Annotated in this window: 28 protein-coding genes; 11 read left to right on the forward strand and 17 right to left on the reverse strand. The window is 66.9% G+C overall.

The window, feature by feature from the left end:
- Window positions 1-10 precede the first annotated feature (10 nt).
- The 3 genes from ACH13J_RS07865 to rpsU all read right to left on the reverse strand — a co-directional run bounded on the left by ACH13J_RS07865 (window position 11) and on the right by rpsU (window position 1,756).
- Window positions 11-682, reverse strand: coding sequence for a hypothetical protein (locus ACH13J_RS07865; protein ID WP_397542777.1), 672 nt, complete (start codon window positions 680-682; stop codon window positions 11-13).
- A gap of 84 nt (window positions 683-766) precedes the next feature.
- The gene (locus ACH13J_RS07870; RefSeq protein WP_397542778.1) at window positions 767-1,438 is read right to left on the reverse strand and encodes a hypothetical protein; all 672 of its coding nucleotides are present in this window, start codon (window positions 1,436-1,438) and stop codon (window positions 767-769) included.
- A gap of 111 nt (window positions 1,439-1,549) precedes the next feature.
- Window positions 1,550-1,756: a 30S ribosomal protein S21 gene (gene rpsU, locus ACH13J_RS07875; protein WP_057812606.1), complete on the reverse strand. Its 207-nt coding sequence runs from the start codon at window positions 1,754-1,756 to the stop codon at window positions 1,550-1,552.
- A 112-nt stretch (window positions 1,757-1,868) separates the two neighbouring features.
- On the opposite strand from rpsU, the gene ACH13J_RS07880 reads away from it, so the two are divergent.
- The 4 genes from ACH13J_RS07880 to ACH13J_RS07895 are packed head-to-tail and all read left to right on the forward strand — an operon-like array spanning window position 1,869 to window position 5,250.
- Window positions 1,869-2,558 carry a COQ9 family protein gene (locus ACH13J_RS07880; RefSeq protein ID WP_397542779.1) on the forward strand — a complete coding sequence of 230 codons (690 nt, stop codon included), beginning with the start codon at window positions 1,869-1,871 and terminating at the stop codon, window positions 2,556-2,558.
- Between the two features lie 40 nt (window positions 2,559-2,598).
- Window positions 2,599-3,582 (forward strand): zinc-binding dehydrogenase, encoded by a 984-nt coding sequence (locus tag ACH13J_RS07885; protein WP_397542780.1) that lies wholly within the window; start codon window positions 2,599-2,601, stop codon window positions 3,580-3,582.
- A gap of 4 nt (window positions 3,583-3,586) precedes the next feature.
- The gene (locus tag ACH13J_RS07890; RefSeq protein WP_397542781.1) at window positions 3,587-4,702 is read left to right on the forward strand and encodes an exo-alpha-sialidase; all 1,116 of its coding nucleotides are present in this window, start codon (window positions 3,587-3,589) and stop codon (window positions 4,700-4,702) included.
- Window positions 4,699-5,250 (forward strand): hypothetical protein, encoded by a 552-nt coding sequence (locus ACH13J_RS07895; RefSeq protein WP_397542782.1) that lies wholly within the window; start codon window positions 4,699-4,701, stop codon window positions 5,248-5,250. Before ACH13J_RS07890 ends, ACH13J_RS07895 begins: the two co-directional genes overlap by 4 nt.
- A gap of 6 nt (window positions 5,251-5,256) precedes the next feature.
- On the opposite strand, the gene ACH13J_RS07900 is transcribed toward ACH13J_RS07895, so the two are convergent.
- From ACH13J_RS07900 to ACH13J_RS07910, 3 genes are read right to left on the reverse strand one after another with little or no spacing between them, the layout of a single operon-like run.
- A complete protein-coding gene (locus ACH13J_RS07900; RefSeq protein WP_397542783.1) occupies window positions 5,257-6,372 on the reverse strand; it encodes a CoA transferase in 1,116 nt (371 codons plus the stop codon).
- The gene (locus ACH13J_RS07905) at window positions 6,369-7,067 is read right to left on the reverse strand and encodes a thioredoxin domain-containing protein (protein WP_397542784.1); all 699 of its coding nucleotides are present in this window, start codon (window positions 7,065-7,067) and stop codon (window positions 6,369-6,371) included. The genes ACH13J_RS07900 and ACH13J_RS07905 overlap by 4 nt, the downstream gene beginning before the upstream one ends.
- A 15-nt stretch (window positions 7,068-7,082) precedes the next feature.
- The gene (locus ACH13J_RS07910; protein WP_397542785.1) at window positions 7,083-7,595 is read right to left on the reverse strand and encodes a DUF721 domain-containing protein; all 513 of its coding nucleotides are present in this window, start codon (window positions 7,593-7,595) and stop codon (window positions 7,083-7,085) included.
- Between the two features lie 83 nt (window positions 7,596-7,678).
- Here ACH13J_RS07910 and mutY point away from each other — a divergent pair, with 83 nt between their 5' ends.
- Both mutY and ACH13J_RS07920 read left to right on the forward strand, forming a co-directional pair.
- On the forward strand, window positions 7,679-8,758 hold the full coding sequence (gene mutY / locus ACH13J_RS07915) for an A/G-specific adenine glycosylase (protein WP_397542786.1): 1,080 nt from the start codon (window positions 7,679-7,681) through the stop codon (window positions 8,756-8,758).
- A gap of 19 nt (window positions 8,759-8,777) precedes the next feature.
- The gene (locus ACH13J_RS07920) at window positions 8,778-9,917 is read left to right on the forward strand and encodes a fatty acid desaturase (protein WP_397542787.1); all 1,140 of its coding nucleotides are present in this window, start codon (window positions 8,778-8,780) and stop codon (window positions 9,915-9,917) included.
- A 435-nt stretch (window positions 9,918-10,352) separates the two neighbouring features.
- On the opposite strand, the gene ACH13J_RS07925 is transcribed toward ACH13J_RS07920, so the two are convergent.
- The 5 genes from ACH13J_RS07925 to ACH13J_RS07945 form a co-directional block, all read right to left on the reverse strand.
- On the reverse strand, window positions 10,353-11,048 hold the full coding sequence (locus ACH13J_RS07925; RefSeq protein ID WP_397542788.1) for an ATP-binding cassette domain-containing protein: 696 nt from the start codon (window positions 11,046-11,048) through the stop codon (window positions 10,353-10,355).
- Window positions 11,048-11,758 carry an ATP-binding cassette domain-containing protein gene (locus tag ACH13J_RS07930; RefSeq protein ID WP_397542789.1) on the reverse strand — a complete coding sequence of 237 codons (711 nt, stop codon included), beginning with the start codon at window positions 11,756-11,758 and terminating at the stop codon, window positions 11,048-11,050. Before ACH13J_RS07930 ends, ACH13J_RS07925 begins: the two co-directional genes overlap by 1 nt.
- Window positions 11,755-12,699, reverse strand: coding sequence for an ABC transporter permease subunit (locus ACH13J_RS07935; RefSeq protein ID WP_397542790.1), 945 nt, complete (start codon window positions 12,697-12,699; stop codon window positions 11,755-11,757). Before ACH13J_RS07935 ends, ACH13J_RS07930 begins: the two co-directional genes overlap by 4 nt.
- On the reverse strand, window positions 12,696-13,622 hold the full coding sequence (locus tag ACH13J_RS07940) for an ABC transporter permease subunit (protein WP_397542791.1): 927 nt from the start codon (window positions 13,620-13,622) through the stop codon (window positions 12,696-12,698). The genes ACH13J_RS07935 and ACH13J_RS07940 overlap by 4 nt, the downstream gene beginning before the upstream one ends.
- Window positions 13,623-13,864: 242 nt before the next feature.
- Window positions 13,865-14,824 carry an L-malyl-CoA/beta-methylmalyl-CoA lyase gene (locus ACH13J_RS07945; protein ID WP_397542792.1) on the reverse strand — a complete coding sequence of 320 codons (960 nt, stop codon included), beginning with the start codon at window positions 14,822-14,824 and terminating at the stop codon, window positions 13,865-13,867.
- A 306-nt stretch (window positions 14,825-15,130) separates the two neighbouring features.
- Between ACH13J_RS07945 and dgcN the strand changes: the two genes are divergently transcribed.
- The 3 genes from dgcN to ACH13J_RS07960 all read left to right on the forward strand — a co-directional run bounded on the left by dgcN (window position 15,131) and on the right by ACH13J_RS07960 (window position 18,035).
- The gene (gene dgcN / locus ACH13J_RS07950; protein WP_397542793.1) at window positions 15,131-16,132 is read left to right on the forward strand and encodes an N-acetyltransferase DgcN; all 1,002 of its coding nucleotides are present in this window, start codon (window positions 15,131-15,133) and stop codon (window positions 16,130-16,132) included.
- Window positions 16,133-16,207: 75 nt separating this feature from the next.
- Complete coding sequence (dgcA, locus tag ACH13J_RS07955; protein WP_397542852.1) at window positions 16,208-17,173, forward strand: N-acetyl-D-Glu racemase DgcA; 966 nt, start codon at window positions 16,208-16,210, stop codon at window positions 17,171-17,173.
- Window positions 17,174-17,177: 4 nt separating this feature from the next.
- Entirely contained in the window at window positions 17,178-18,035 is an 858-nt protein-coding gene (locus ACH13J_RS07960) for a D-amino-acid transaminase (protein WP_397542794.1), read from the forward strand.
- A gap of 18 nt (window positions 18,036-18,053) precedes the next feature.
- Here the strand turns inward: ACH13J_RS07960 and ACH13J_RS07965 are convergent, their stop codons facing one another.
- The 5 genes from ACH13J_RS07965 to ACH13J_RS07985 form a co-directional block, all read right to left on the reverse strand.
- Window positions 18,054-18,779 carry an STAS/SEC14 domain-containing protein gene (locus ACH13J_RS07965; protein WP_397542795.1) on the reverse strand — a complete coding sequence of 242 codons (726 nt, stop codon included), beginning with the start codon at window positions 18,777-18,779 and terminating at the stop codon, window positions 18,054-18,056.
- A gap of 42 nt (window positions 18,780-18,821) precedes the next feature.
- A complete protein-coding gene (locus ACH13J_RS07970; protein WP_397542796.1) occupies window positions 18,822-19,805 on the reverse strand; it encodes a zinc-binding alcohol dehydrogenase family protein in 984 nt (327 codons plus the stop codon).
- An 82-nt stretch (window positions 19,806-19,887) separates the two neighbouring features.
- Window positions 19,888-20,202: a DUF1244 domain-containing protein gene (locus tag ACH13J_RS07975; RefSeq protein WP_397542797.1), complete on the reverse strand. Its 315-nt coding sequence runs from the start codon at window positions 20,200-20,202 to the stop codon at window positions 19,888-19,890.
- A gap of 17 nt (window positions 20,203-20,219) precedes the next feature.
- Window positions 20,220-20,561 (reverse strand): 5-carboxymethyl-2-hydroxymuconate isomerase, encoded by a 342-nt coding sequence (locus ACH13J_RS07980; RefSeq protein WP_397542798.1) that lies wholly within the window; start codon window positions 20,559-20,561, stop codon window positions 20,220-20,222.
- A gap of 83 nt (window positions 20,562-20,644) precedes the next feature.
- Window positions 20,645-21,385 (reverse strand): N-formylglutamate amidohydrolase, encoded by a 741-nt coding sequence (locus ACH13J_RS07985; protein WP_397542799.1) that lies wholly within the window; start codon window positions 21,383-21,385, stop codon window positions 20,645-20,647.
- Window positions 21,386-21,550: 165 nt separating this feature from the next.
- On the opposite strand from ACH13J_RS07985, the gene pyk reads away from it, so the two are divergent.
- Together pyk and ACH13J_RS07995 are read left to right on the forward strand one after the other, a co-directional pair.
- Window positions 21,551-22,996, forward strand: coding sequence for a pyruvate kinase (gene pyk / locus ACH13J_RS07990; protein WP_397542800.1), 1,446 nt, complete (start codon window positions 21,551-21,553; stop codon window positions 22,994-22,996).
- 45 nt (window positions 22,997-23,041) lie between these two features.
- Window positions 23,042-23,266, forward strand: a complete 225-nt coding sequence (locus tag ACH13J_RS07995; protein WP_397542801.1) for a hypothetical protein — start codon at window positions 23,042-23,044, stop codon at window positions 23,264-23,266.
- 12 nt (window positions 23,267-23,278) lie between these two features.
- Here the strand turns inward: ACH13J_RS07995 and ACH13J_RS08000 are convergent, their stop codons facing one another.
- Entirely contained in the window at window positions 23,279-23,695 is a 417-nt protein-coding gene (locus ACH13J_RS08000; protein WP_397542802.1) for a MerR family DNA-binding protein, read from the reverse strand.
- Window positions 23,696-23,726: the final 31 nt, after the last annotated feature.

Genomic DNA, 23,726 nt, shown 5'->3' on the forward strand with positions numbered 1-23,726 from the left:
GCGCCGACGCTCAGGTGACGCGCCCGGCGTTGCGCGGGGCAAGGACGATCGACACGCAGAGCAAGCTGAACACGAATTCGTAGGTTTCCCATTTCGCCATCATGGGCAGGATGCCTATCACCACGGTCGCAACCAGCGTCAGGACCGTGTGGCGCATGGCCGGCACGGGAATCGCCAGACCGTCGCCGAGGCGGCGGAACGCCGACAGGCGCGAATAGAGCAGCGGCAGCACGACGAGATACAGAAGAACCACGAAGGTGAGGATGGGGCCGAAAAGGGTGTTAACCAGCTTCACGTCCCCGACCACGAGGTTGTGAATATTGGTCTCGCGCTGCGCGTTGTGTTCGCGGAAGAATTCGCCGGCCTCCCATCCGAAGACGCGTTGGCCCCACGAAATCTCCTCGCCGGCGCCGAACAGGAACACCACACCGTAGATCAGCGTCAGAATGCCCGCGATACCCGCACCGCGCCCCATCAGGCGCGCCGCATTGCGAAACAGCACAAGCCCGGCAAACAGCAGGCAGATCGCGGTTCCCCATTCGATGGGGCCGTCCTCGGTCGCGAAACCTTGGCGGTACTCTACCTGCAGACCTGTCAGGTAATACCCCAGCGTGAAGAGCAGGCTGGCATTGTAGAGCCCGAAGAGGACCATGTCGGCCATGCCGAGGCGCAAACGTTCCATCGGTTTCATCCGCATTTTCCCTTGCGCGGCCGGTTAGCCGATCCCGGCCCGGCGCACAAGCCGCGCTGGCGGCTCATCCGGCACTCAGCCACCGAGGACGACGCCCGACGGTCGCTGCGGCCTCAGGAAGATCGAGCAGGCAAGCAGCGAGAAAACCAACTCGTAGACCTCCCAGTTCCGCGGCACGTCGATCACGGCCACGACGAGGCTGGCAAGAATCGCGATGAGGCCATGACGGGGCCAAGGCACCGGCACGGCGAGCCTGTCCGCGAGACGGGCGAGCGCCCCGAACCGGGTGTAAAGCAGTGGAAGCACGACGAGGTAGAGCAGGAGAACCGTGGTCAGCACGCTGCCAAAGAGCGTGCGGGCGAGACGGTGCTCGCCGACCATCAGGTTGTGCAAGTTCGTTTCCTGCTGGTAGTTGTGCCGGGCAAAGAATTCAGGGGTGCCCCAGCCGAACAACCTCTGGCCCCACGAGATTTCCTCGCCCGACGCGAAGAAGAAAAGAAGCGCGTAAAGGATGCTGAGCCCGGCCGCACCCCATGCGCCGGCCCTGTGGAAACGGCGCGCGCGCCACGCCAGCAACACGGCGGCGGCGAACAGGAACAGGGCGGTCGCGTTCTCGACCAGCTTGTCCTCGGCCGCGAACTCGGTCGAGAACGCGACTGGCGCAACCTGCCATATCACAAGTGACGCCAGCAACGTCAGAAGGATCGCCAGTAGTGCGAGACGGTCGAGTATCATGTCGGCGCGCATGTCACTGGGTCCGTGCCGGTGGCTGCCTGGGGCGGGGGAGAGAACGACAACCCCCCGGGAAATATCCCGCGGGGGCCGTCTAGTGGTGTCGCAAGAAACTGCGGGCGCGTGTCAGAGAAGACCTTCGCGCTGTGCCTTCTTCCGCGCGAGTTTGCGGGCGCGGCGAATGGCCTCGGCCTTCTCGCGGGCGCGTTTTTCCGACGGTTTCTCGAAATGCTGCCGAAGCTTCATTTCACGGAAAACGCCCTCGCGCTGCAGCTTTTTCTTCAGGGCGCGAAGCGCCTGATCGACGTTGTTGTCGCGAACACTGACCTGCATGTGGTTGTCACCACCTTTCTGAGTTGGAGTTGCATGAAAAATGCAGGAAGTGGCCGTATAGCAAAGCGGGAATAGTTTGTCTAGGGTGACCGGCGTAACCGCAGGAGGTGCCATGACCGACGAGGACGTAAAGGCGAAGCTTCTGGAGGCCGCCAAGATGCACGTGCCTTTCGACGGCTGGGGCGAGTCCACGTTCCGCGCCGCCATCGAGGACTCCGGCGTCGCGCCGGGGCTGGCACGGGCGGTCTTTCCGCGCGGCGGGGTCGACCTTGCGCTGGCCTATCACGAGGAGGGCGACCGCGAGATGATCCGGCGCATCGAGGAGACCGACATGAGCGGCATGCGGTTTCGCGACAAGATCGCTCTGGCGGTGCGTTACCGGCTGGAGGCCGCGGAGGACAAGGAACTGGTCCGCCGCGGCATGGCGCTCTTCGCGCTGCCACAGCACGCCATGGACGGGGCACAGGCGCTGTGGCGCACCGCCGACCGCATATGGACCGCGCTCGGCGACACCTCGGACGACGTGAACTGGTACACCAAGCGGGCGACCTTGTCCGGCGTCTACGGGTCGACCGTGCTCTACTGGCTGGGTGACGAAAGCGAGGGCAGCGCCCGCACATGGGCCTTCCTCGACCGGCGCATCGCCGACGTGATGCAGTTCGAGAAGGTCAAGGCGCAGGCGCGTGACAACAAGTTCGTCGCCGGGCTGATGAAAGGCCCGCTGGCGTTTCTGGGAAACATAAAGCCGCCCCGCGGTCCGCACACGCCGGACATGCCGGGGCGCTGGCCGGGAACGCGCTGAACCCCCAGGAAAACCACATCACCCCGGAGGGAACGAGGGAATGAGCGAGTCGATGAACGCCGTGGAAATCACCGAGGCCGGCGGGCCGGAGGTGCTGCAACTCACCACCCGGCCCGTTCCGCAGCCGCGCAATGACGAGGTGGTCATCCGCGTGGCATGGGCCGGTGTGAACCGGCCCGACGCGCTGCAGCGGGCCGGTATGTACGCGCCGCCCCCCACGGCCAGCGACCTGCCGGGGCTGGAGGCCGCCGGAGAAATCGCCGCGGTGGGTGCAGGCGTCACCGGCTGGTCCGTGGGCGACCGTGTCTGCGCCCTGTTGCCCGGCGGGGGATATGCAGAGTACGCGGCCACACCCGCCGCGCACTGTCTGCCCGTTCCCGCGGGGCTCGACCTGAGGCAGGCCGCCTGCCTGCCGGAAACCTTCTTTACCGTCTGGAGCAACGTCTTCGGGCGCGGCGCGCTGCAGGGGGGTGAGCGGTTTCTCGTTCATGGCGGCTCTTCGGGCATCGGGACGACCGCGATCCAGCTTGCCAGCGTGTTCGGCGCCCGGGTCTTCGCGACCGCTGGCTCGGCCGAGAAATGCGCCAAGTGCACGGAGCTGGGCGCGGAACGGGCGATCAACTACCGCGAAGAGGATTTCGTCGAGGTGCTGCGCGCCGAGGGCGGCGCCGACCTCATCCTGGACATGGTCGGGGGCGGCTACATCCCGCGCAACATCAAGAGCCTTGCCGATGATGGGCGGCTGGTGATGATCGCCTTTCTGCAGGGGCCGAAGGCAGAGCTGAATTTCGCACAGGTGATGACGCGCCGGCTGACCATCACCGGCAGCACGCTGCGGCCTCAGAGTGATCTTGCCAAGGCGGAAATCGCGGACGGGCTGCACGCACATGTCTGGCCGCTGATCGAGGCCGGGCGCGTCGGCCCGGTGATGGATTCCGAGTTCCCGCTGGCCGAGGCGGCGCAGGCTCATGCCCGGATGGAATCGAGCGGGCATATCGGCAAGATCGTCCTCAAGGTGGGCTGATCCCGTGGGGCCTGCGCAGCTTGCGGTTCTCGGGCTCGCTGCGCTGAGCGTGGGGCTCGGTGCATGGGCCATGCGGCGCGACACGCCCCCCGTCTGGAGGTTTGCAGCCCCCGCGCCGGTTCCGGCAGGGGGTGCGCCGCGGTTCGAGACGGTGCTCGACTACACCCCCGGGCGCGGCCAGGCGCATTCCCCCGGCATCGTGGTGGAAAGCGATGGTTTCTCGGTCCTTTGGTTCGAAGGATCCGAGGAGGCACAGGCGGATGTCGATATTCATCACGCCCGCTTTGTCCGCGACGGCGGGGCATGGATGGTCGCAGACAGCGGCCCGCGCCTCACCCGCGGCGGGCTGGGGGCGGTGATGGAACCCCGCCAGATCGTGGTAACGCTCGGCAACACGATCGAGAACGAGGGGGAGACGAACGCGCTCTATGCCACGGTTGCATCGGTGGGAGGCTGGGCCATGGCCTCGGTCGCCGACGTACGCTTGGCAGCGGACGGACCGACCCGGGCGCACAAGCTGAACCTCTCACCGATCCTCAACCGCTCGCACCTGGTGAAATCCCCGATGGTGGCCTATGCCGACGGGCTGCCGGCCCTGCCCGCCTATTTCGAGATGGGGGCGATGCACGGGCTGCTGGTGCGGTTCGACCCGCGCGGCAGAGTGCGCGACACGCGGCGCATCGACGGCGCGGGCCAGCCCATCCAGCCCATGATCGTGGCGCTGAGCGAGACGCGCGGCGTGGCCTTCCTGCGCGATTTCGGCGACAGCCGCAAACTGCTGGTCAGCCGGACGCAGGATGGCGGGCAAAGCTGGTCGCGCGTCGAGATGACGGAGATCGAGAATCCCAGCTCGCCCATCGCCGCGCTCGGGCTGGGCGGCGACAGCATGTTGCTGGCCGTCAACGACGACGGCGACCGACCGGAGGTGCTGCGGCTGGTGCTGAGCGATGACGCCGGGCAGAGCTGGCGCGAGCTGCACCGGTTCGAGGGCGACGGCGCGCTGCGCTACCCGATGCTGCGGCGCCTGGACACGGGGGAGATCGTGTTGGCCTACTCCAAGGGCACCAAGCAGGGCGTGATGGCGCATGTCTTCAACCCGGCCTGGGTGGCGGCGCAATGAGCGGGCTGGGGGCATCGGCCGGGCTGGCCATCGTGCTGGGCTGGGTGATCTTCGCGCTCGCCGGCTGGGCGCTGTCACCCGTGCCGGCGGTCGTTCTCGGCGGGGTGGCCGGCGCAGCACTCGTGGCGGCGTTTCGCGACAGCGTGGCGATCGGCGGGATGATGGCGCTGCTGGCGCCGTTCGGCGTGATGCTGCCGGCACTCGCGCTCCGGCATGCGGCCGTCAAGCTCGGCGTGGCGATGCCGCCCTTCGCCACGTGGGAGCTGCTGGTCTTCGTCGGGCTTTACACCGCGTTCCTCGCCACGGCCTTCGGCGTGATACCGTTGGAGGTCTACAGGCTGGGCTACGCCCCCCTGCCCGTCACCCTGATGGCGCTGGCGGTCTGCGCCTACGCGCTCGCCACCGGGAACTGGTTCGTCGCGGTCGTCGCGGTGACGGGACAGGCGGCGTGGACGTTCGGCTGGGGCAGCAGCAACTGGTTCGACCACGTGCTGCACGCGGCGTTGTGGCCGGTTGCCGTGGTGGCGCTTGTCACACGGCTCTTCTGACGTGCCCTAACCGTCCTCGCCAAGCCTCGGCGAAGGACGCCCAAGGGCGAGCTCGGCATCGGAGAACCTGAACGGCCCGCGCACCCCGGGCACGCCGTCAGGCTCGATCCGCAGCCCGCGCGCCTGCACCTGCGGGTCGTCGAACACCTCGGCCAGGTCGTTGATCGGCCCGGCGGGTATGCCCGCGCCCTCGCAGGCGGCCAGCAGATCAGCCTTGGAGAAACCGCGCGTGCGCGCCGTCAGCAGATCGTTGAGCGCCTCGCGGTTTGTCACGCGGTCGGCGTTGGTCTTGAATTCCGGCGCTTGCGCCAGCTCGTCGCACCCCAGCACGGTGCAAAGCCGCTGGAACTGCGGGTCGTTTCCCGTTGCGATGATGATGTAGCCATCGGCGCAGTCGAACACCTGGTAGGGCGACAGGTTGGGATGATAGTTACCGGTCCGCCCGGGCGGCGTGCCGGTGGCAAGGTAGTTCATTGCCTGGTTCGCGGTGGCGGCGACAGCGCAATCCAGCAACGCCATGTCGATGTGCTGTCCCCGGCCGGTGCGTTCCCGCTGATGCAACGCGGCCAGAATCCCCGCCACGGAATACAGCCCCGTGAAGAGATCGGTTACCGCCACGCCCACGCGCTGCGGCTGCCCCCCCGGCGCGCCGGTTATGGACATGAAGCCCGACATGCCCTGTATGATGTAATCGTATCCCGCGCGGTCGGCATACGGCCCGTCCTGCCCGAAGCCGGTGATCGAACAGTAGATGAGACCGGGATTTATCGCCGACAGGCTGTCGTAATCCAGCCCGTACTTTGCCAGCCCGCCGACCTTGAAATTCTCGATCAGGATGTCGGCGTCACGGACGAGTTCGCGCACCCTGGCCTGCCCCTCGGCCGTGCGGAAATCGACGGTGACGCTGGCCTTGCCCCGGTTGCAGCCGTGGAAATAGGCGGCCGAGCAGTCGCCCTCGCGCTCGATGAAGGGCGGCCCCCAGTTGCGCGTGTCGTCGCCATCGGGGCTTTCGACCTTGACCACCTCCGCCCCGAGATCGGCAAGCGTCTGTCCCGCCCACGGCCCCGCAAGGATGCGGGCCAGTTCGACAACCTTGATACCGGCAAGCGGCGCCTCGCTCATCCCTCGAGCTCGGCGTCGATGATGTCCTTCAGCTCGTCATACGACTGGTTGGAATGCTTCTCGCCGTTGATGATCAGGGTCGGGGTCGAGGTCACGTCGTCGGCGCCGGCGTTCTCGCGATACCATGCGAAGAGCGTCTTGGCCCACTGGTCATCCTTCAGGCAGGCGTCGAGCGTGTCGTCGTCCAGCCCCGCCACCTTGCCTATCTTGCGCAGCCGGTCGGCGATGGCGACCGGGTCCTGCCCGTTGCCGATCCAGTCCTTCTGCTGGTCATAGATCATCTCGGCGATCCCGAAGAACCGTTCCTGCCCGCCGCAGCGCGCCACCATCGAGGCCCACAGGCCGAAGCGGTCGAAATAGACGTCCCTGTAGATGAAATGCACCTTGCCGGTGTCGATGTAGTCCTGCTTGAGCTTCTTGAACTGGTTGTCGTGAAAGCTGGCGCAATGCGGGCAGGTAAAGGATGCGTACTCGATGAGGGTCACGGGCGCCTCGGGCTCGCCCAGCGTCATCTCCACGACCGACGAGGTGTCGACATCCTCCATGTCCGTCGCGCTGTCGCCGGAATTCTCCTGCGCGTTGACGGCCCCGAAGGCCATTTCGGCCTGCGAGGGCGTCGGCGCCGAATTGAGCCAGAACGCCACTCCGGCGACGAGGGCAAGGGCCGCGGCCCCGACTGCGATGAAACGGTTCATGAGTATATCCTTCGCTCAGGGTTTGTGTCTGGATAGAACGTTGCGGCCCAAGGCTGCAAGCGCTTCCCGCAGTCCGTCATCGTCCACGGGCGCGACGAGGTCCGAGGCGGCCCTCTCCACCTCGGGGTCGGGCCGAGGCACCTGCCGCCCGGCAGGCTCGGGCCCCGAGAAGCTGGCCTGCCCCTCGGCAAAGCCCGTCGGTGCGGTTTGCGTGATGCGGAGGCGCGCGATCGCGTTGTAGCCGTAGGCCGCGTTCACGCGTTCGCGCAGCATCTCTTTCTGCATTTCAAGCATGGGCGCCTGCGCGCCGGTGGTCAGCACGGTCAACGTCGCGCCGAATCCCTGTCGTCCGTAACTCACCTCGACGGGGCGGGCGATCGCGGCAATGTCATCGCCCGCGATCTCGGCCCAGCGGGTCAGCACCCGGCTGACGGCGAAGCCGCGCGTTTCGGACACCTTTCTTATCTGCGGCCCCAGAAGGGTCGCGCCGCGCTTGAAGCCATGTGTCGTGCCATTATTGTCAGGCATGGCGGACCTCCCGGTTTGCCGTCCCAATCTATGCGAAACGGCGCGCGGTGCCAGCCCCGCGCCGCAAGTCGGAACGGTAAAAGATGCGTGACACAGCGGCCGCGGAGATCCTCGACTGGTATGATGCCCATGCGCGCGACCTGCCATGGCGTGTTGGCCCCGCGGCGCGGGCCCGGGGCACGATGCCTGATCCCTACCGCGTCTGGCTGTCGGAAGTGATGCTGCAACAAACGACCGTCGGCGCGGTCAAAGGGTACTACGAGCGTTTCACGGCCCTTTGGCCGCGGGTGACGGCACTGGCCGCGGCCGAGGACGGCGACGTCATGGCCGAATGGGCGGGGTTGGGCTACTACGCGCGGGCGCGCAACCTGTTGAAATGCGCGCGCACCGTGGCCGAAGCGCACGGGGGCACGTTTCCGGACACGCGCGACGCGTTGCAGAAATTGCCCGGGATCGGCCCCTATACGGCCGCCGCGATCGCCGCCATCGCGTTCGACGCCCCGGAAGTCGTCGTCGACGGGAATGTTGAGCGCGTCATGGCACGCCTTTTCGACATCCGCACGCCGCTGCCCGACGCCAAGCGCGACCTCGCGGCGGCGGCGGCGCAACTGACCCCGACCACCCGGCCAGGCGATTATGCCCAGGCCGTGATGGATCTGGGGGCGACCATCTGCACCCCGAGGACCCCAGCCTGCGGCATCTGCCCGTGGCAGGCGCGATGCGCCGCGCGGGCGGCCGGCGGGCAGGCCGAGCTTCCCCGCAAGAGACCCAAGCAACCCAAGCCCACCCGTCACGGCATCGCCTATGTCGCCCGCCGTGCCGACGGCGCGTGGTTGCTGGAACGCCGGCCCGACAGCGGGATGCTCGGCGGAATGCTTGGCTGGCCCGGCAGCGATTGGGGCGACAGCCCTGTGCCGGCGCCGCCGGTAGAAGCCGACTGGCGCCGCCTTCCGGCCGAGGCGCGCCACACCTTTACCCATTTTCATCTCCGGCTCGCCGTCGAGGTGGCGGAAGTGCCCGGGCATTCGGATCCTTGGCGCGGCAACTTTCTCTCCCACGGCGAGTTCCGCCCGGCGGCACTGCCCACGGTGATGCGAAAGGTTTTTGACTTGGCCCGTGGAACCTTGGAAAATATCGACCAAGACCGGAGCGGGCGGATGTGAGCAGACAAGGAGAACGGCAATGATACCGGCGAACCGGGTGGCGCGGCTGCACAACGCCCTTCCCTTCTGGATGTCGCTGCTGCTCGTGCCCGTGGCAGTCTTCGGCGCCTTGCAGGGCGGATGGGCGGTGATCCTGCTGCCCGTGGTGACATGGTATTTTTTCTCGGCGCTCGACGCGGTTCTCGGCCTCAACCTGGAAAACGCGGATCCCCGGACCGGCGAGGAGCATCTGAGCTGGTACAAGGTCATCACGCTGATATGGGCACCGGTCCAGTTCTGCCTGCTTTACTGGCTGATATGGTACGTGACAGGGCCGGGCGACGCGCATCTCTCGGCGCTTGAGACAATCGTTCTGTTCTTCGGCGTCGGCGTTATCACCGGCACGGTGGGCATAAATTACAGCCACGAGCTCATGCACCAGAAAGACCGCGGTGAACGTTTCCTCGGCGATGTGCTTCTGGCGATGGTGCTCTACTCGCATTTCCGGTCCGAGCACCTGCTTGTGCATCACCGGCATGTCGGCACCCCGCGCGACCCGGTGACGGCGCGCTACAACGAGGGCTTCCACCGCTTCTTCCCGCGCGTTCTGCGGGAATCGCTGCGCTCGTCCTTCCGGGCCGAGAAGGAGATGCTGGCCCGCAAGGGCAGGCCATGGACAGACCCGTCGAACCCGTTCTTCCGCTACTGGGCGCTGCAGGGTTTCATGCTGCTGCTCGCCTTGCTGATCGGCGGGTTGGAGGGGGTCCTGCTGTTCCTGCTGCAGGCCGGCACGGCCATATGGCAGCTGGAACTGGTGAATTACGTCGAGCATTACGGCCTGACGCGCAAGCACCTGGGCGACGGCAAGTACGAGCACGTCAAGCCGCAGCACAGCTGGAACGCGGCGCACAAGGCGTCCAACTGGCTGCTTATCAACCTGCAGCGCCACTCCGACCATCACTACAAGCCCGACCGCCGCTTTCCGCTGTTGCAGAACTACGGCGAGGACGAGGCGCCACAGCTGCCCTATGGCTATCCGATCATGACCATGGCGGCGATGGTGCCGCCCGTCTGGCGCCGCGTCATGAATCCCCGCGTGCGGCGCTGGCGCGAGATGTACTACCCCGAGATCACGGATTGGCGCCCCTACAGCAAGGCCCTGAACCCGATGCCGCGCTGATGGTCGCATCACGCCGGGCCACCCGGACGGGACCGGCAAGCCGAGCAAGGCCCAGAAGGGTCGGCAGTTCCCCGGCACTCAGGCCACGACCGGGCTGATCCCGCTCAGGACGCGCGCCGGCCTGCGGCAGGCCGAAGGTTGCTGACGGGTGGCCGGCAGGTAGATCGCGTCCGCCGGAAAAGGCGCGGCCACTCCGAAGAACGCGGCAGACCGGCACAGGACCGTGCATTCCCGGCGATCCCGTGCGAACGGGCACGCCCTCAGGTGACCATCCCGTGCACAGGATCGACCAGACGGATACGTATTGTGCGCCGGACACCATGCCGCAACGGGCGCCTGATCACCGCGCCCCGAACCATGCTGGCGCGCTTGGCCGCCACGCCACTCCCGCCGGATCGCGCTTGCGCCGTCACGCCTGACAAAACGCCGGTGAGCTCATACCCCGACATAGCGTTCGACGATGGAATGATCGGCCCGCAGCGCATCGGCGGACAGGATGTCACCGTTGCGCCCGTTCTCGATGAAAGCGACGCGGTCGGCCACCGAGAGAACGGCGTCCACCCGCTGCTCCACCAGGAGGATCGCCACGCCGGACTCGCGCATCTTGACGATGACCTGCCGTATGGCCGCGATCATGGAAGGCTGCAGCCCCTCCGTCGGCTCGTCCAGCAGCAGCGCCTTGGGCCGAAGGCAGAGCGCCCGGGCGGTGGCCAGCATCTGCTGCTCCCCGCCGGAAAGGGTTTCCGCCTTCTGATCCATACGCTCCCGTATTCTCGGGAAAAGGTCGAGCACCTCCTCCAGCACGTCCGCGCCGGACCGGCGGACGCGCAAGCCGATCTCGAGGTTTTGTGCCACGGTCAGCCCGGCAAAGAGCCGCCGGCCCTGCGGGATGTACCCGATGCCGGCCTTGGGCACCTTGTGGGCGGGCAGCCGGCTGACCTCGCGCCCGTCCAGCACCACCCGGCCGGCCATCAGCGGCAGCAGGCCCATCGTCGCCAGCATGGTCGTGGTCTTGCCCGCCCCGTTGCGCCCCAGAAGACACAGGATCTCGCCCCGGTCCACGCGCAGGGACAGGTCGCGCAGCACCTGCGCCCGCCCGTATCCGGCATTGACACCATCAAGTTCCAGCATCACCCGGTTCCCAGATAGGCCGCCTGGACAGCCTCGTTTGCGTGTATTTCCGCGGGCGTTCCCTCGGCAAGGACTTCGCCGAAATTCAAGACCGTCACCCGGTCGGCGGTTTCCATGACCACGTTCATGTTATGCTCGATCAACAGTATCGTGGCCTCGGCCGACAGCTCGTCGACAAGCGCCTTGAAGGCGTCGATCTCCGCATCGGCCAGCCCCTGTGTCGGCTCGTCGAGGATCAACAGGCGCGGACGCTGCACCAGCCCCATCGCGATCTCCAGCAGGCGCTGGTGCCCGTAGCTTAGATTTCCCGCCTCGGCGTCTATCCGGTCGCGCAGGCCGACCCGCGCCAGCGCCGCGTGCACGGCCTCTTCCACCGCCGCCGCGCGTTTCAGCCGCCGGCGCGCGGCAAGCGCCACGTTTTCGCGCACAGGCAATCGCGCAAAGACCGACGTGATCTGGAAGGTATAGGCCATACCGCGCATGATGCGCTTGTGCGCGGGCAGGCGCGTGATGTCGTGACCATCAAAGCAGACACTGCCGGCCGAGGGCTGGATGCGCCCGCATATCATGCCGACCAGCGTCGTCTTGCCGGCGCCGTTGGGGCCGATCAGCGCCCGAACCTCGCCCTCGGGCAGGTCGAAATCCACGCCGCTGACCGCCGTGAGACCGGAAAAGCTCTTGGACAGGCCCCGTGTCGCCAACAGCGTCATGGCAGCCATCCCCAAAGGCGGCGGCGCACCTCACCGGTCAGCCCCTGCGGCGCAAACAGGGTGAGCACCACCAGCGCAACGCCCACGATCAGCATGTAGGCGGTCGTCAGCCCCGAACCGAGGTCGATCAGGTAAAACATGAAGAGCGTGCCGACGAACGGCCCGAGCACAGTGCCCGCCCCGCCAAGAAGCACCCACAACAGCGGCAGGATCGAATATTCCACGCTGGCAAAGGTGGCCCCGACATACCCGAAAAGCAGCCCGTAGCCCGCGCCCGCCGCGGCGGAAACCGTGCCGGAGACAACCATCGCCCCCAGCTTGTGCGCATAGACGTCATAGCCAAGCATACGCACCCGCTCCTCGTTCTCGCGTATGGCGACCAGCGTCTTGCCAAAGGACGTCCGCACGAACCAAAGACAAAGCATGAGGGAAACCGCGAAAAGCAGCCAGGCCGCGAAATACCGGTTCACAGGGTCGCTGAGATCGACACCCCACAGGACGCGTTCGCCCGCTTGTATCACGAACCCCTCGTCGGCGCGCGTGAGCTCGCCGAAATACAGCACGGTCAGATGCCCGGCCTGTGCGAACATGAGCGTCACGATCAGGAACGCGACACCAGAGGTGCGCAAGGCCAGCACCGCGATCACGACCGATACCGCCGCGCCGCCGACGATCCCGGCAAGAAGGGCCGGCGCCGGGTTGAACCCGCCATGCTGCATCGCGAGCCCCATACCGTACATGCCCGCGGAGAAGAACAGGGCATGCCCGAGGCTGAGCAGCCCGGTGTACCCGAACAGGATATTGTACCCCACCGCATAGGCGGCCAGCACCATGATGCGCGCAAGGTTTCCGTGGTGATAGGCGGGCAGGACGAACTGCAGCCCGAACAGGACCGCCAGGAGCCCGCCATGCAGGATGATGATCTTCGCCGTGGCGCTCATGCCGCCCGTGTCCCGAACAGGCCCTGCGGGCGGAACACCAGCACGAGCCCGACAAGCAGTGTTGCGAGGATCTTGGCCAGGGTGGGCGAGAAGAAGACCGAGATGATCCCGTCCGACAACCCGATGAACACCGCGGCAAGCACCGTTCCGGGCAGACTGCCGAGCCCGCCGATGATGACGACGATGAAGCTCAGCAGCAGCGGGTCGGCCCCCATCAAGTAATGCGCCTGCTGGATCGGCACGATCAGCACGGCGGCCAGCGCGGCCAGCCCGGCGCCGAGGCCGAAGACCAGCGCATAGACCCGCTCGACGGGGATGCCGAAGGCCAGCGCCATGTCGCGGTCGGCCTGGGTGGCGCGCATCAGAAGGCCGATGCGCGTGCGCGCCATCATCCCCCAGACACCGGCCAGCACCACCGCCGCCGCCCCGATCACGGCCATCTTGTAGGTCGTGGTGGACAGACCCCAGGGATAGTAGAGTTGGAGCCCGCCATCGGCCCGCTCGACCCAGGGAATGGCGAGGCGCTGGTTGAACGGCGCCTCGACAGGCCGCGCCTCGGGCCCGTAAGTCATGAGCGTCAGTTGCTGGATGATGTAAAGAAGGCCGATGGTGGCCACGATCGTGCGCTCGGGATCATAGCCGATGCGCCTGAGGATCGTCATGTCGGCCGCCGCGGCGACCGCCCCCACGACCAACGGCGCGACAACCAGCGCCGCGGCGAACCCGAGTGCCGGTGGGCCGCCCACGCTGTTGGCGACGTACCAGGCGATCACGGCGCCCAGCATGAAGAATTCGCCGTGGGCGATGTTGACCACGCGCATCACCCCGAAGACGAGGCTGAGCCCCACGGCCGTCAGTGCCAGCACGGCCGCGGTGACCGCGCCCTCGAGCGTGGCCAGCAGGATATAGGGTCCCAGATCCATCCTGCGCGAAGCAATGCCCTGCCGGCCCGTCGAGGGCAAGCGAAATGCCCGGCCCGTCGCGCGATGGCGCACCGACGATCCGGCGCTTGGTGGGCCGTGGCGGCTCGCAAGCTGCCGCATCGGCACGAGTGCGCGGGGGCGCTGCCCCCTCGGCCTTCGGCCTCACCCCCGGGATATTTCAGGGCCAGAAGATCGCGGAACCCGTCTTGCCGGGCCACGCGATCTCCGGGCCTGCTGGAGGATCACATCTCGGCGATCATCTCGGCCTGTTTCACGATGTTCTCGGCCTGCTTGATCGACGCGATGTCCACCAGGCGGCCCTTGTAGGTCGTGGCGCCCTCGCCGCGGGCCTTGGCCTCTTCCATCGCCTTGAGGATCTCGCGCGCCTCCTGAACGGCGGCGTCGGTGGGCGTGAAGATCTCGTTGGCCAGCGCCACCTGCTTGGGGTGGATGGCCCATTTGCCGACCATGCCCAGCGTCGCCACCCGGCGGGCCTGCGCGCGGAAACCGTCATCGTCGGAAAAGTCGCCGAACGGACCGTCCACGGGCAGCACGCCATGTGTGCGGCACGCCGCGACGATGGCGGCCGTCGCCCAGTGCCAGGGGTCGGGCCAGTAGTTCTGGCCGTCGTGGCGCATGTAGTAGTTTTCCTGCGTCCCGCCGATCCCGGTCGTGGACATGCCCATGGAGGCCGCGAAATCGGCGGCGCCAAGGCTCATCGCCGTCAGCCGCGGCGAGGCGGCGGCGATCTCCTCGACATGGCTGATGCCGGCGGCGGATTCGATGATCACCTCGAAGCCGAGCGGCTTCTGCCGGCCTTGCGCCTTCTCCACCGAGGTGACCAGGGCGTCGACAGCATAGATATCCGCGGCACAGCCGGCCTTGGGGATCATGATCTGGTCCAGCCGGTCGCCCGTCTTTTCCAGCAGCTCGACGACGTCACGGTACCACCAGCCGGTATCGAGGCCGTTGATGCGCACCGAGAGCGTCTTTTTGCCCCAGTCGATATCGTTGATGGCCGCGATGGTGTTGGCGCGGGCCACGTCCTTGTCCGTGGGCGCCACCGAGTCCTCGAGGTCAATGTTGATCACGTCCGCCGCCGAGGTTGCCATCTTTTCGAACAGCTTGTCGTTCGACCCCGGGCCGAACAGTTGGCAGCGGTTGGGGCGGGCGGGCGCGGGGGGCTGCAGGCGAAAACTCATCTCTTGACCTCTCTGGCAGGAACTTCTGAAAATATCACGTCAACCGGTATAAAATCCCATGCCCTGCCGCAAGGTGGTTGTGCGCTGCCTCGGGGGTGTCGGCGGCGCCGGGCCGCGCGGCGCAAAGATACCGGCCGCCGCCCAATCAGTGCGCAATTTCTTCGACTCTTTGGCAAAATTTTCGAATTATCTTGCACACATCGATGTTTGGCAAAACGATTCCAAGAACATTTCGCGCCGATTCCATCGGAAACTGCGGCGAATTGATTCCCGGGCCGTGCCCGGGCCCGCGCAAGGAGATTTGGCATGATCGAAACCCCGTACCTTCTCTTCCTCGGCGACGCACCGGACATGCTGGCCGCCAAGGTGGCGATCGGCATCCGCGACTGGCGGCCCGAACACGCGGTCGGCCAGATCCGCCTGCCGGGCTGCGGCGCGGACCTGGGCATGACCGACATGACGCTTGAGGAGGCCAAGGCCGCCGGCGCGAAGACGCTGGTCATCGGCGTGGCCAATCGCGGCGGCGTGATCTCGAAGGAGTGGAAGAAGGTGCTCGTCGCTGCGCTGGAGGAAGGCTTCGACCTTGCCGCCGGACTCCACAACCGCCTGCGTGACGAACCCGATCTCGTGGCCGTCGCGGAGGCGACAGGCCGCGCGCTGCACGACGTCCGAGTGCCGGAGGTCGACTATCCCATCGCGAACGGAAAGCCGCGGAGCGGCAAGCGGTGCCTTGCCGTCGGCACAGACTGTTCCGTCGGCAAGATGTACACGGCCATGGCCATGGAGCGGGAAATGAAGGAGCGCGGAATGGACGCGACCTTTCGCGCCACGGGGCAGACCGGCATCCTGATCACCGGCGACGGCGTGCCGCTGGACGCTGTCGTGGCCGATTTCATGGCCGGCTCGATCGAGTGGCTGACACCGGACAACGATGCCGGTCACTGGGATCTTATCGAGGGACAGGGGTCGCTGTTTCACGTCTCGTATTCCGGCGTGACCATGGCGCTCGTGCATGGCGGCCAGCCCGACGCGCTGATCCTGTGCCACGAACCGACCCGCAGCCACATGCGCGGCCTGCCGGACTACGCTCTGCCCTCGCTCGGGGCGCTGCGGGACACCGCGCTGCCGCTGGCACGCATCGCCAACCCCGCCTGCGAGGTCGTGGGCATCTCGGTCAACACGCAGAACATGGGCGAGGACGAGGCCAAGGCATACCTTGAAAAGGTCGCGGCCGAGATGAACCTGCCGGCAACGGACCCCTACCGGTTCGGTCCGGGCAAGCTGGTCGACGCATTGGCCGCGGTCTGATCCGGCGCCGGGCGGCGGCCGCCCCGCCGGGATGCCTCCGGCGGGAGTATTTCCAGCAAGATGAAGGAGAGGACAGTGCAGCTTACCGTCACGCGCGACACGTTCCGGCTGGCGCAGGTGTTCACGATCAGCCGCGGGTCGCGCACGCTGGCGCAGGTCCTGACGGTCACGCTGACCGACGGCGACGCCACCGGCCGCGGCGAGTGCGTGCCCTACGCGCGCTATGGCGAGACGCTCGACAGCGTGGTGGCGCAGATCGAGTCCCTGCCGGCCGCGCCGGACAGGCTGGCGCTCTACGACCTGTTGCCGGCCGGCGCGGCACGCAACGCCGTCGACTGCGCCTTGTGGGACCTCGAGGCCAAGCGGACGGGCAAGCGGGTCTGGGACCTTGCCGGCCTGCCCGCGCCGGGGCCGGAGGTCACGGCCTACACGCTGTCACTGGACACGCCCGAGGCGATGCGCGCGCAGGCCGCGGTGAACGCGCACCGCCCGCTGCTCAAGATCAAGCTGGGCACACCGGACGACATGCCGCGGCTGGAAGCCGTTCGCGCCGGCGCGCCCGACGCGCGGATCATCGTCGATGCCAACGAGGGCTGGACCGCAGAGGTCTACACCGACCTTGCCCCCCACCTTGAGAGGCTGGGCGTGGCGCTGGTAGAGCAGCCGCTGCCGGCGGACGCGGACGATGCGCTGGCATCCATGGACCGCCCCGTGCCCGTCTGCGCCGACGAGAGCTGCCACGACCGCGCCAGCCTGCCCGCCCTCGCCGGCAAGTACGACGTCATCAACATCAAGCTGGACAAGACCGGCGGGCTGACCGAAGCGCTGGCGCTGAAGGAGGCGGCGCGCGCCGAGGGCTATGGCATCATGGTAGGGTGCATGGTGGGCTCCAGCCTCGCGATGGCGCCCGCGGTGCTGGTGGCGCAAGGCGCCATGGTGACCGACCTTGACGGGCCGCTGCTGCTCGCGGAAGACCGCGAACACGCCTTGGAATTCGACGCGGCCGGCGTGCACCCGCCGAGCCGGGAACTATGGGGATGACCACATGCGCACAGTATACGTGAACGGAGAGTACCTGCCCGAAACCGAGGCGACCGTATCGATCTTCGACCGGGCCTTCCTGATGGGCGACGGGGTCTACGAGGTGACGAGCGTATTGGGCGGCAAGCTCATTGATTTCGACGGTCACCTCGCGCGTCTTGAACGTTCCCTGACCGAACTCGACATGGCCAAGCCCGCGGCCTTCGACGCGCTTCTGGACATCCACCGGGAGCTTGTGCGCCTCAACGACATCGACGAGGGGCTGGTCTATCTGCAGGTCACGCGCGGCGCTGCGGAGCGGGACTTCGTCTTTCCCGACCCCGGGCAAACCGAACCGACGCTGGTGCTGTTCACCCAGTCCAAGCCGGGGCTGGCCGACAGCCCGGCGGCGCGCAAGGGCCTGAAGGTCATAAGCATCGACGATCTCCGCTGGGGGCGGCGCGATATCAAGACGACACAGCTGCTCTACCCGTCCATGGGCAAGATGATGGCCAAGAAGGCGGGAGCCGACGACGCCTGGATGGTCGAGGACGGCGCCGTGACCGAAGGCACCAGCAACAACGCCTACATCGTCAAGGGCAACAGGATCATCACCCGGCACCTCAGCAACGACATCCTTCACGGCATCACGCGCGCGGCGGTCCTGCGCTTTGCGCGCGAGGCGCAGATGGAGGTCGAGGAGCGCCCATTCACGATCCAGGAGGCCCAGCAGGCCGACGAGGCGTTCATCACCTCGGCCAGCACCTTCGTCATGCCGGTGGTGGAGATCGACGGGGTGCCCCTGGGCGAGGGGACGCCCGGCACGGTGTCCAGACGACTGCGCGAGATCTACATCGACGAAAGCCGAAAGGCGGCGATCTGAACCGGCGCCGCGACCGCATCAAGCAGTCAGCCACACCCGGGCGGCCTCGTACGCGTCGCCCGCGAAATGGCGCGCCTCGACGCCGAAGACGCGTTTGCCGACGCTCACAGCCATGTCCTGCCATCCGGCGTCGCCGACCACGGCGGCGCGCTCCACCCGGCCGACATGCCCACGGACCAGTTCGAAATGATCGCGCAGCGCGTCAAGACCCTGCCACCCGTCGAAATCACGCAGATCGATCAACAGGCGGACCGTGTCGTGACGCGCGAGATAGCGGTTGAGGTCCTCGATGTCGTTTTCATAGGCGGCTGCATCCAGCTTGCCGCGCAGGCTGACATGCAGGACGCCATCGCCGATCTCTTCCTGCTGTATCGTGCCGAGGCTTTCGCGCAGCCAGCGGCGGGCCGCCTCCAGCTCCTTCATCCCGAACCGTGCGACCGGGCAAGGCATGAACACAGAAAACGCGGCGACCGCCGTCCTGAGCGCGGCGTTGTCCGTGACCACCGCGGCGCGGTCGAAACCGCGCCAGTGCTTGAGACCCGCGCGCGCGTCCTGCAGCATGGCGCCGAGCGTGAAATCCGCGAACCCGGCCTCGACGATCGCCAGAATGCGCACACGCACACCGCTGGCGATGGCCGCATCGATGGCCGGCAGCAGTGTTTCGGTATAGTCGCTGTCGGTGACGGGCGGGGTCATCCGGACTTCGAGGATACCGGTATCAGTGGCGGACTCGACTTCGATCATGACAGATCCTTTCATTCGCGTTTCACTGTGCGTGTTGGGGGATCACGGCACCAGAACGGCAGCGCCCTGAAGCCGCCCGGCACGCAGGTCATCGAGGGCCCGGTTCGCCGCGCCGAGGGGATACGGCACGGCCTGTGTCTTTACGCCTGCCTGCATCGCCAGCGGAAAGAACGCCGCGCCATCCGCCCGCGTCAGGTTGGCGACAGAGCGGATCTCGCGCTCTTGCCAGAGGTCGGCATAGGGAAACGAGGGAATGTCGCTCATGTGGATGCCGCCACACACCACGCGCCCGCCCTTGCGCAGCGCCTTCAGCGCCGCCGGAACGAGCGCCCCCACGGGCGCGAAAATGATCGCTGCATCCAGGGGGTCCGGTGACGGTTGCGAAGAGCCGCCGGCCCACGCGGCCCCCAGCTGACGGGCAAAGTCCTGCGCGGCGGTGTCGCCGTCGCGGGTGAAGGCCAGAACGCGGCGGCCCTGCCAGACGGCGATCTGGCACAGGATGTGCGCGGCCGCGCCGAAACCGTAAAGGCCGATCGTGCGCGCATCGCCGGCGAGCGACAGGCTGCGGTAACCGATCAGCCCCGCGCAGAGCAGCGGCGCCAGCGTCACCGGGTCGGCCTCGTCATCAAGCGGGAACACGAAATCCGTATGAGCAAGACAGTACTCCGCGTATCCGCCATCGAAGGTATAGCCGGTAAACAGGGGCGCATCGCAGAGGTTTTCGCGGCCCATCCGGCAATAGGGACACGCGCCACAAGCATGGCCCAGCCACGGCACGCCGACGCGCGCGCCCTTGCGCAACCCGGTCACGCCGGCGCCCAGCCCCTCTATGCGGCCAACCACCTCGTGCCCCGGCACGAGCGGCAGCTTTGGGGCGGTCAGTTCACCATCCACGATGTGCAGATCGGTCCGGCAGACGCCGCATGCCTCGACCCTGATCAGAACCTGCCCAGCACCGGGTGCCGGCACGGGCATGTCGCGCGGTTCCAGCGGCTGGCCGGGCGTTTCGAAGATCATCGCGCGCATGTCGACCCCTCCTAGCAGGCGGGAGGCACCGTATCATGGACATGGCGGACGCAGCTTGAGGCAGATCAAGAGCCGGGCGGTGTCACTCGCTATCGCCCACGTTCCGCGCAAAGGCGGTGCGGAACGCATCCTGCTTATCGGGAGAGGCATCCGCCTGGAATTCCGCCTTCCACTGGTCATAGGGCATGCCGTAGAAGATTTCCCGCGCCTCTTCCTTGCCAAGGTCGATGCCACGTTCGTTGGCCGCCTCCTGGTACCAGCGGCTGAGGCAGTTACGGCAGAAGCCGGCGAGGTTCATCAGGTCAATGTTCTGCACGTCGGTGCGCTTTTCCATCAGGTGCTCGCGCAGCCTGCGGAACGCCGCGGCCTCGAGCTCGGTACGGGTTTGGTCGTCCATCGCTGCCTCCTTTCCGCCTACAACATGCGCTTGAGGTAGGGCGGGTTCAAGTCGGCCAGTCGCACGGTCAGGCTGCCTGCATCCGGCAGGTGGGCCTGCAACTGGTCCATGATCATCTGCGCCAGCTCGGCGCGCGTGGCCGCGTCACGGCCGGGAATCAGAAGGAGTGTCGCGTGGGCGAATGTCTGCGGCTCCACCCCGAGTCTGCTGGCGGTGGCGGCGATGGAGCGCACGCGCACGGTTTCGGGACCGCTGACCGAGGGATGGGCCGCGAAGCTTTCCCACAGCCGGTCGCAGAGCGCCTGCAGATCGTGGCTCCGGTCGAGCCCCCTGGAATGTTCGATGACGATATGCGGCATGCGGGGTCCTTTCACCATGGTCCGGGATGCCGCCCGGCGGCGGCTGCATCCGGGAATTTCAACAATTGCGGGAGGACAACGGTTCACACCCCCGCGCGCTCGGCCGCCTCCTGCAGGATCGGGGCAAGACGCCGGGCCCATTCACGCTGTTGCTCTTCGGTCTCGATCAGGTCGTTGCGCAGTTCCAGCAGGACGTTGGGGCGCTCGTGGGCGATGGCGTGGCGGGCGATGGCATCCCCCGGCAGGTGGCCGCCGTAGGGCTCGTTCTCGCCGACGCAAAGGCCGGGTTCTTCCCGCAGGCGGCCGATGAGGGGGCGGGTTAGCCGCTCGTCGGCGGCATAAAGGATGCCCAGGTGCCACGGGCGCGGCGGCCGCCCGTGCAACTGCCGCGTGAAGCTGTGGACCGAGACGATCACCGTGTCGTCCCGCCGCGCCGCCAGCCGGGCAAGCGCAGTGTGATACGGCCGGTAGCAGCGGTTCAGACGACGCTCGCGCTCGGCCTCGTCGGCATGACGGTTCCCCGGGATGATGGTGCCGTCATAGAGTTTCATCAGCAGGGTCGGGTCATCCTCGCCACGGTTGGGGTCGATGACGAGACGCGAGAAATTCGTGCCGATATAGGGGGCGTCGAGTTGCCGGGCGAGTTCCCGCGCCACGCCGTCCGCCCCCACGTCGTAGGCGATGTGCCGTTCCATGTCGGCCTCGGCCAGTCCGAGCGTACCGCCGTTGACAAAGGGCGGCACCGTGTTGGTGGCGTGATCGCAGGTGACAAGCCAGCGCGCCGGCCGGCCGGTGCCCTCGGTAAGGAACGGTTGGTAGGTCATCGGGGTTTCATGCCTCTTGCCGCCCCTTTAGGACAGTTGCGCCGGGAAGTGAAACTGGTAATACGCGCGGCAACGACTGTTAGCGATAACGTGAAAGACTGACGACCATTGACACGCAACAACCGCCCGCGATGATCGGGCGTGAGGGAGCTTGAGGACATCCGCATGAGACGCCACCGCAACGTCAAGATCGTGGCCACGCTCGGCCCGGCATCGGAAACCTACGACATGATCCGCGCGCTGCACGAGGCCGGGGCGGACGTGTTCCGCCTCAACATGAGCCATGGCAGCCACGAGTCGATCCGCGAAAAACACCGAATCATCCGTCAGATCGAGGAGGAACTGAACAGCCCCATAGGCATACTGGCCGACCTTCAGGGGCCGAAACTGCGGGTCGGCACCTTTGCAAACGGCGAGGAGGAGCTGCACGAAGGCGCGTGCTTCCGTCTCGATCTCGACGAAAGCGAGGGCGACGCAACGCGCGTCTGCCTGCCTCACCCCGAGATATTCGCCGCGCTGGAACCCGGCGCGACGCTGCTGGTCAATGACGGCAAGATCCGCCTGAAGGTCACGGCCTGCGGTCCCGATTTCGCCGATACCGAGGTCATGGTCGGCGGCACCGTGTCGAACCGCAAGGGCGTCAATGTGCCGGACGTCGTGCTGCCGCTCGCGGCGCTGTCAGACAAGGACCGCGAGGATCTGGAATTCGCCTGCGAACTCGGCGTCGACTGGCTGGCGCTGAGCTTCGTTCAGCGGGCAGCGGATGTCGAGGAGGCGCGCGAGCTGGCCAATGGCCGCGCGGCGATCCTCAGCAAGATCGAGAAGCCCTCGGCAGTGGAATGGTTCGACAATATCCTCGCCGCGTCGGACGGGATCATGGTGGCGCGCGGCGATCTGGGCGTCGAGCTGCCGGTGCAGAACGTGCCGCCCATCCAGAAACGGCTGGTGCGCAAGTGCCGCACCGCCGCCAAGCCCGTCATAGTGGCCACGCAGATGCTGGAATCGATGATCGAGAGCCCGGTACCGACGCGGGCGGAGGTGTCGGACGTGGCCGCCGCGATCTACGAGGGCACCGACGCCGTCATGCTGAGCGCGGAAAGCGCCGCGGGCGCCTATCCGGTCGAGGCCGTCACCACGATGGACAATGTCGCGCGCGAGGTCGAGGACGACCCGACCTATACCCAGATCATAGAGGCGTCGCGCGTGGTGAACCGCAACAGCGTCGCCGACGGGATCGTGGTCGCCGCGCGAGAGATCGCCGAGGCCACCGACATCGTCGCGATCTGTTGTTTCACCCAGTCGGGAACCACCGCGCTGCTCACCGCGCGCGAACGTCCGCGCGTGCCCATCATCGCCATGACGAACATGCGCCAAACCGCGCGCCGGCTGGCGCTGTCATGGGGCGTGAACTGCGTGATGACCGGGCCGCTGGACCGCTTCAAGATGGCCGTGGTCAACGCCGCCCGCGCCGCGCGGGAACAGGGCTATGCCGAGGCGCTCGACCAGATCGTTGTCACGGCAGGGGTGCCCTTCAACGTGCCGGGCACCACCAACATCCTGCGCGTCGCCCCTTGCCAGGAAAGTTTGATATACTCCACGGATCCGGGCTAGGGTCGGGAGCGACTGGAAACCGACGGCCCGAAAGGACATCCCGGATTGGACCCTGACCTGCTGTTCACCAGCGGTATCGTGCTGGCCGTTCTGGCCATGCCCGCGGCTCTATCGGCTCTGGCCGAGGGGCGCCGGCCCCGCGGGGGCATCATCATGGGCGCGGCCGCGGGTTGCCTTGTCGCATGGGCCAGCATGGAACGGCCAGAGGGCTATTCCCTGAGGGAAATACCCGAAGCCTTCGTGAGGGTGGTCGCGCGCTACCTGATCTGAACGCGGCGGCGCCTAATGCTCCGTCTCGCACAGCCCGTGATCCGCCAAGGAGGCAAGCACGTAGCAATCGCCCGCCGGGCCATCGCCGCTGCAGCCCTCGACGATCCGGGCCAGTTCGCGCTCCAGCGCCTGCAGGCGCCGTATCTTGCCGCGGACATCGCCAAGCTGGGCCTGCGCAAGCTCCGAGGCGTCGTGGCAGGGCCGGTCCGGGTGGCGCTGCAGGTCGATCAGGGCGGCGATCGATTCCAGCGAGAACCCCAGCTCGCGGGCATGGCGGACGAAGGCGAGCTGTTCCAGTTCGGTCTCTCCGTAACGGCGCTGGTTGCCGGTAGTCCGGCCCGACGGCGCGATCAGCCCCATTGATTCGTAGTAGCGGATGGTAGGCACCTTGACCCCGGTCCGGCGTGCGAGATCCCCGATGGAAAACATCGTATACCCCTTGAAGCTATAGCCACTATAG

Origin of the sequence: Roseovarius salis, assembly GCF_044472985.1 — a bacterium.
Classification (GTDB): domain Bacteria; phylum Pseudomonadota; class Alphaproteobacteria; order Rhodobacterales; family Rhodobacteraceae; genus Roseovarius; species Roseovarius salis.

Coding starts and splice junctions, on each gene's coding strand:
- ACH13J_RS07970 (WP_397542796.1), bottom strand. CDS start 19,805: ATGCGCGCGATGATCTTCGAAACGCCCGGCCAGCCGCTGGAACCGCGC.
- ACH13J_RS07920 (WP_397542787.1), top strand. CDS start 8,778: ATGATACCGGCGAACCGGGTGGCGCGGCTGCACAACGCCCTTCCCTTC.
- ACH13J_RS07895 (WP_397542782.1), top strand. CDS start 4,699: ATGAGCGGGCTGGGGGCATCGGCCGGGCTGGCCATCGTGCTGGGCTGG.
- ACH13J_RS07945 (WP_397542792.1), bottom strand. CDS start 14,824: ATGAGTTTTCGCCTGCAGCCCCCCGCGCCCGCCCGCCCCAACCGCTGC.
- mutY (WP_397542786.1), top strand. CDS start 7,679: ATGCGTGACACAGCGGCCGCGGAGATCCTCGACTGGTATGATGCCCAT.
- ACH13J_RS07910 (WP_397542785.1), bottom strand. CDS start 7,595: ATGCCTGACAATAATGGCACGACACATGGCTTCAAGCGCGGCGCGACC.
- ACH13J_RS07965 (WP_397542795.1), bottom strand. CDS start 18,779: ATGATCGAAGTCGAGTCCGCCACTGATACCGGTATCCTCGAAGTCCGG.
- pyk (WP_397542800.1), top strand. CDS start 21,551: ATGAGACGCCACCGCAACGTCAAGATCGTGGCCACGCTCGGCCCGGCA.
- dgcN (WP_397542793.1), top strand. CDS start 15,131: ATGATCGAAACCCCGTACCTTCTCTTCCTCGGCGACGCACCGGACATG.
- ACH13J_RS07885 (WP_397542780.1), top strand. CDS start 2,599: ATGAGCGAGTCGATGAACGCCGTGGAAATCACCGAGGCCGGCGGGCCG.
- ACH13J_RS07960 (WP_397542794.1), top strand. CDS start 17,178: ATGCGCACAGTATACGTGAACGGAGAGTACCTGCCCGAAACCGAGGCG.
- ACH13J_RS07880 (WP_397542779.1), top strand. CDS start 1,869: ATGACCGACGAGGACGTAAAGGCGAAGCTTCTGGAGGCCGCCAAGATG.
- ACH13J_RS07940 (WP_397542791.1), bottom strand. CDS start 13,622: ATGGATCTGGGACCCTATATCCTGCTGGCCACGCTCGAGGGCGCGGTC.
- ACH13J_RS07865 (WP_397542777.1), bottom strand. CDS start 682: ATGGAACGTTTGCGCCTCGGCATGGCCGACATGGTCCTCTTCGGGCTC.
- ACH13J_RS07930 (WP_397542789.1), bottom strand. CDS start 11,758: ATGACGCTGTTGGCGACACGGGGCCTGTCCAAGAGCTTTTCCGGTCTC.
- rpsU (WP_057812606.1), bottom strand. CDS start 1,756: ATGCAGGTCAGTGTTCGCGACAACAACGTCGATCAGGCGCTTCGCGCC.
- ACH13J_RS07985 (WP_397542799.1), bottom strand. CDS start 21,385: ATGACCTACCAACCGTTCCTTACCGAGGGCACCGGCCGGCCGGCGCGC.
- ACH13J_RS07870 (WP_397542778.1), bottom strand. CDS start 1,438: ATGCGCGCCGACATGATACTCGACCGTCTCGCACTACTGGCGATCCTT.
- ACH13J_RS08000 (WP_397542802.1), bottom strand. CDS start 23,695: ATGTTTTCCATCGGGGATCTCGCACGCCGGACCGGGGTCAAGGTGCCT.
- ACH13J_RS07935 (WP_397542790.1), bottom strand. CDS start 12,699: ATGAGCGCCACGGCGAAGATCATCATCCTGCATGGCGGGCTCCTGGCG.
- ACH13J_RS07975 (WP_397542797.1), bottom strand. CDS start 20,202: ATGGACGACCAAACCCGTACCGAGCTCGAGGCCGCGGCGTTCCGCAGG.
- ACH13J_RS07905 (WP_397542784.1), bottom strand. CDS start 7,067: ATGAACCGTTTCATCGCAGTCGGGGCCGCGGCCCTTGCCCTCGTCGCC.
- ACH13J_RS07925 (WP_397542788.1), bottom strand. CDS start 11,048: ATGCTGGAACTTGATGGTGTCAATGCCGGATACGGGCGGGCGCAGGTG.
- ACH13J_RS07980 (WP_397542798.1), bottom strand. CDS start 20,561: ATGCCGCATATCGTCATCGAACATTCCAGGGGGCTCGACCGGAGCCAC.
- ACH13J_RS07900 (WP_397542783.1), bottom strand. CDS start 6,372: ATGAGCGAGGCGCCGCTTGCCGGTATCAAGGTTGTCGAACTGGCCCGC.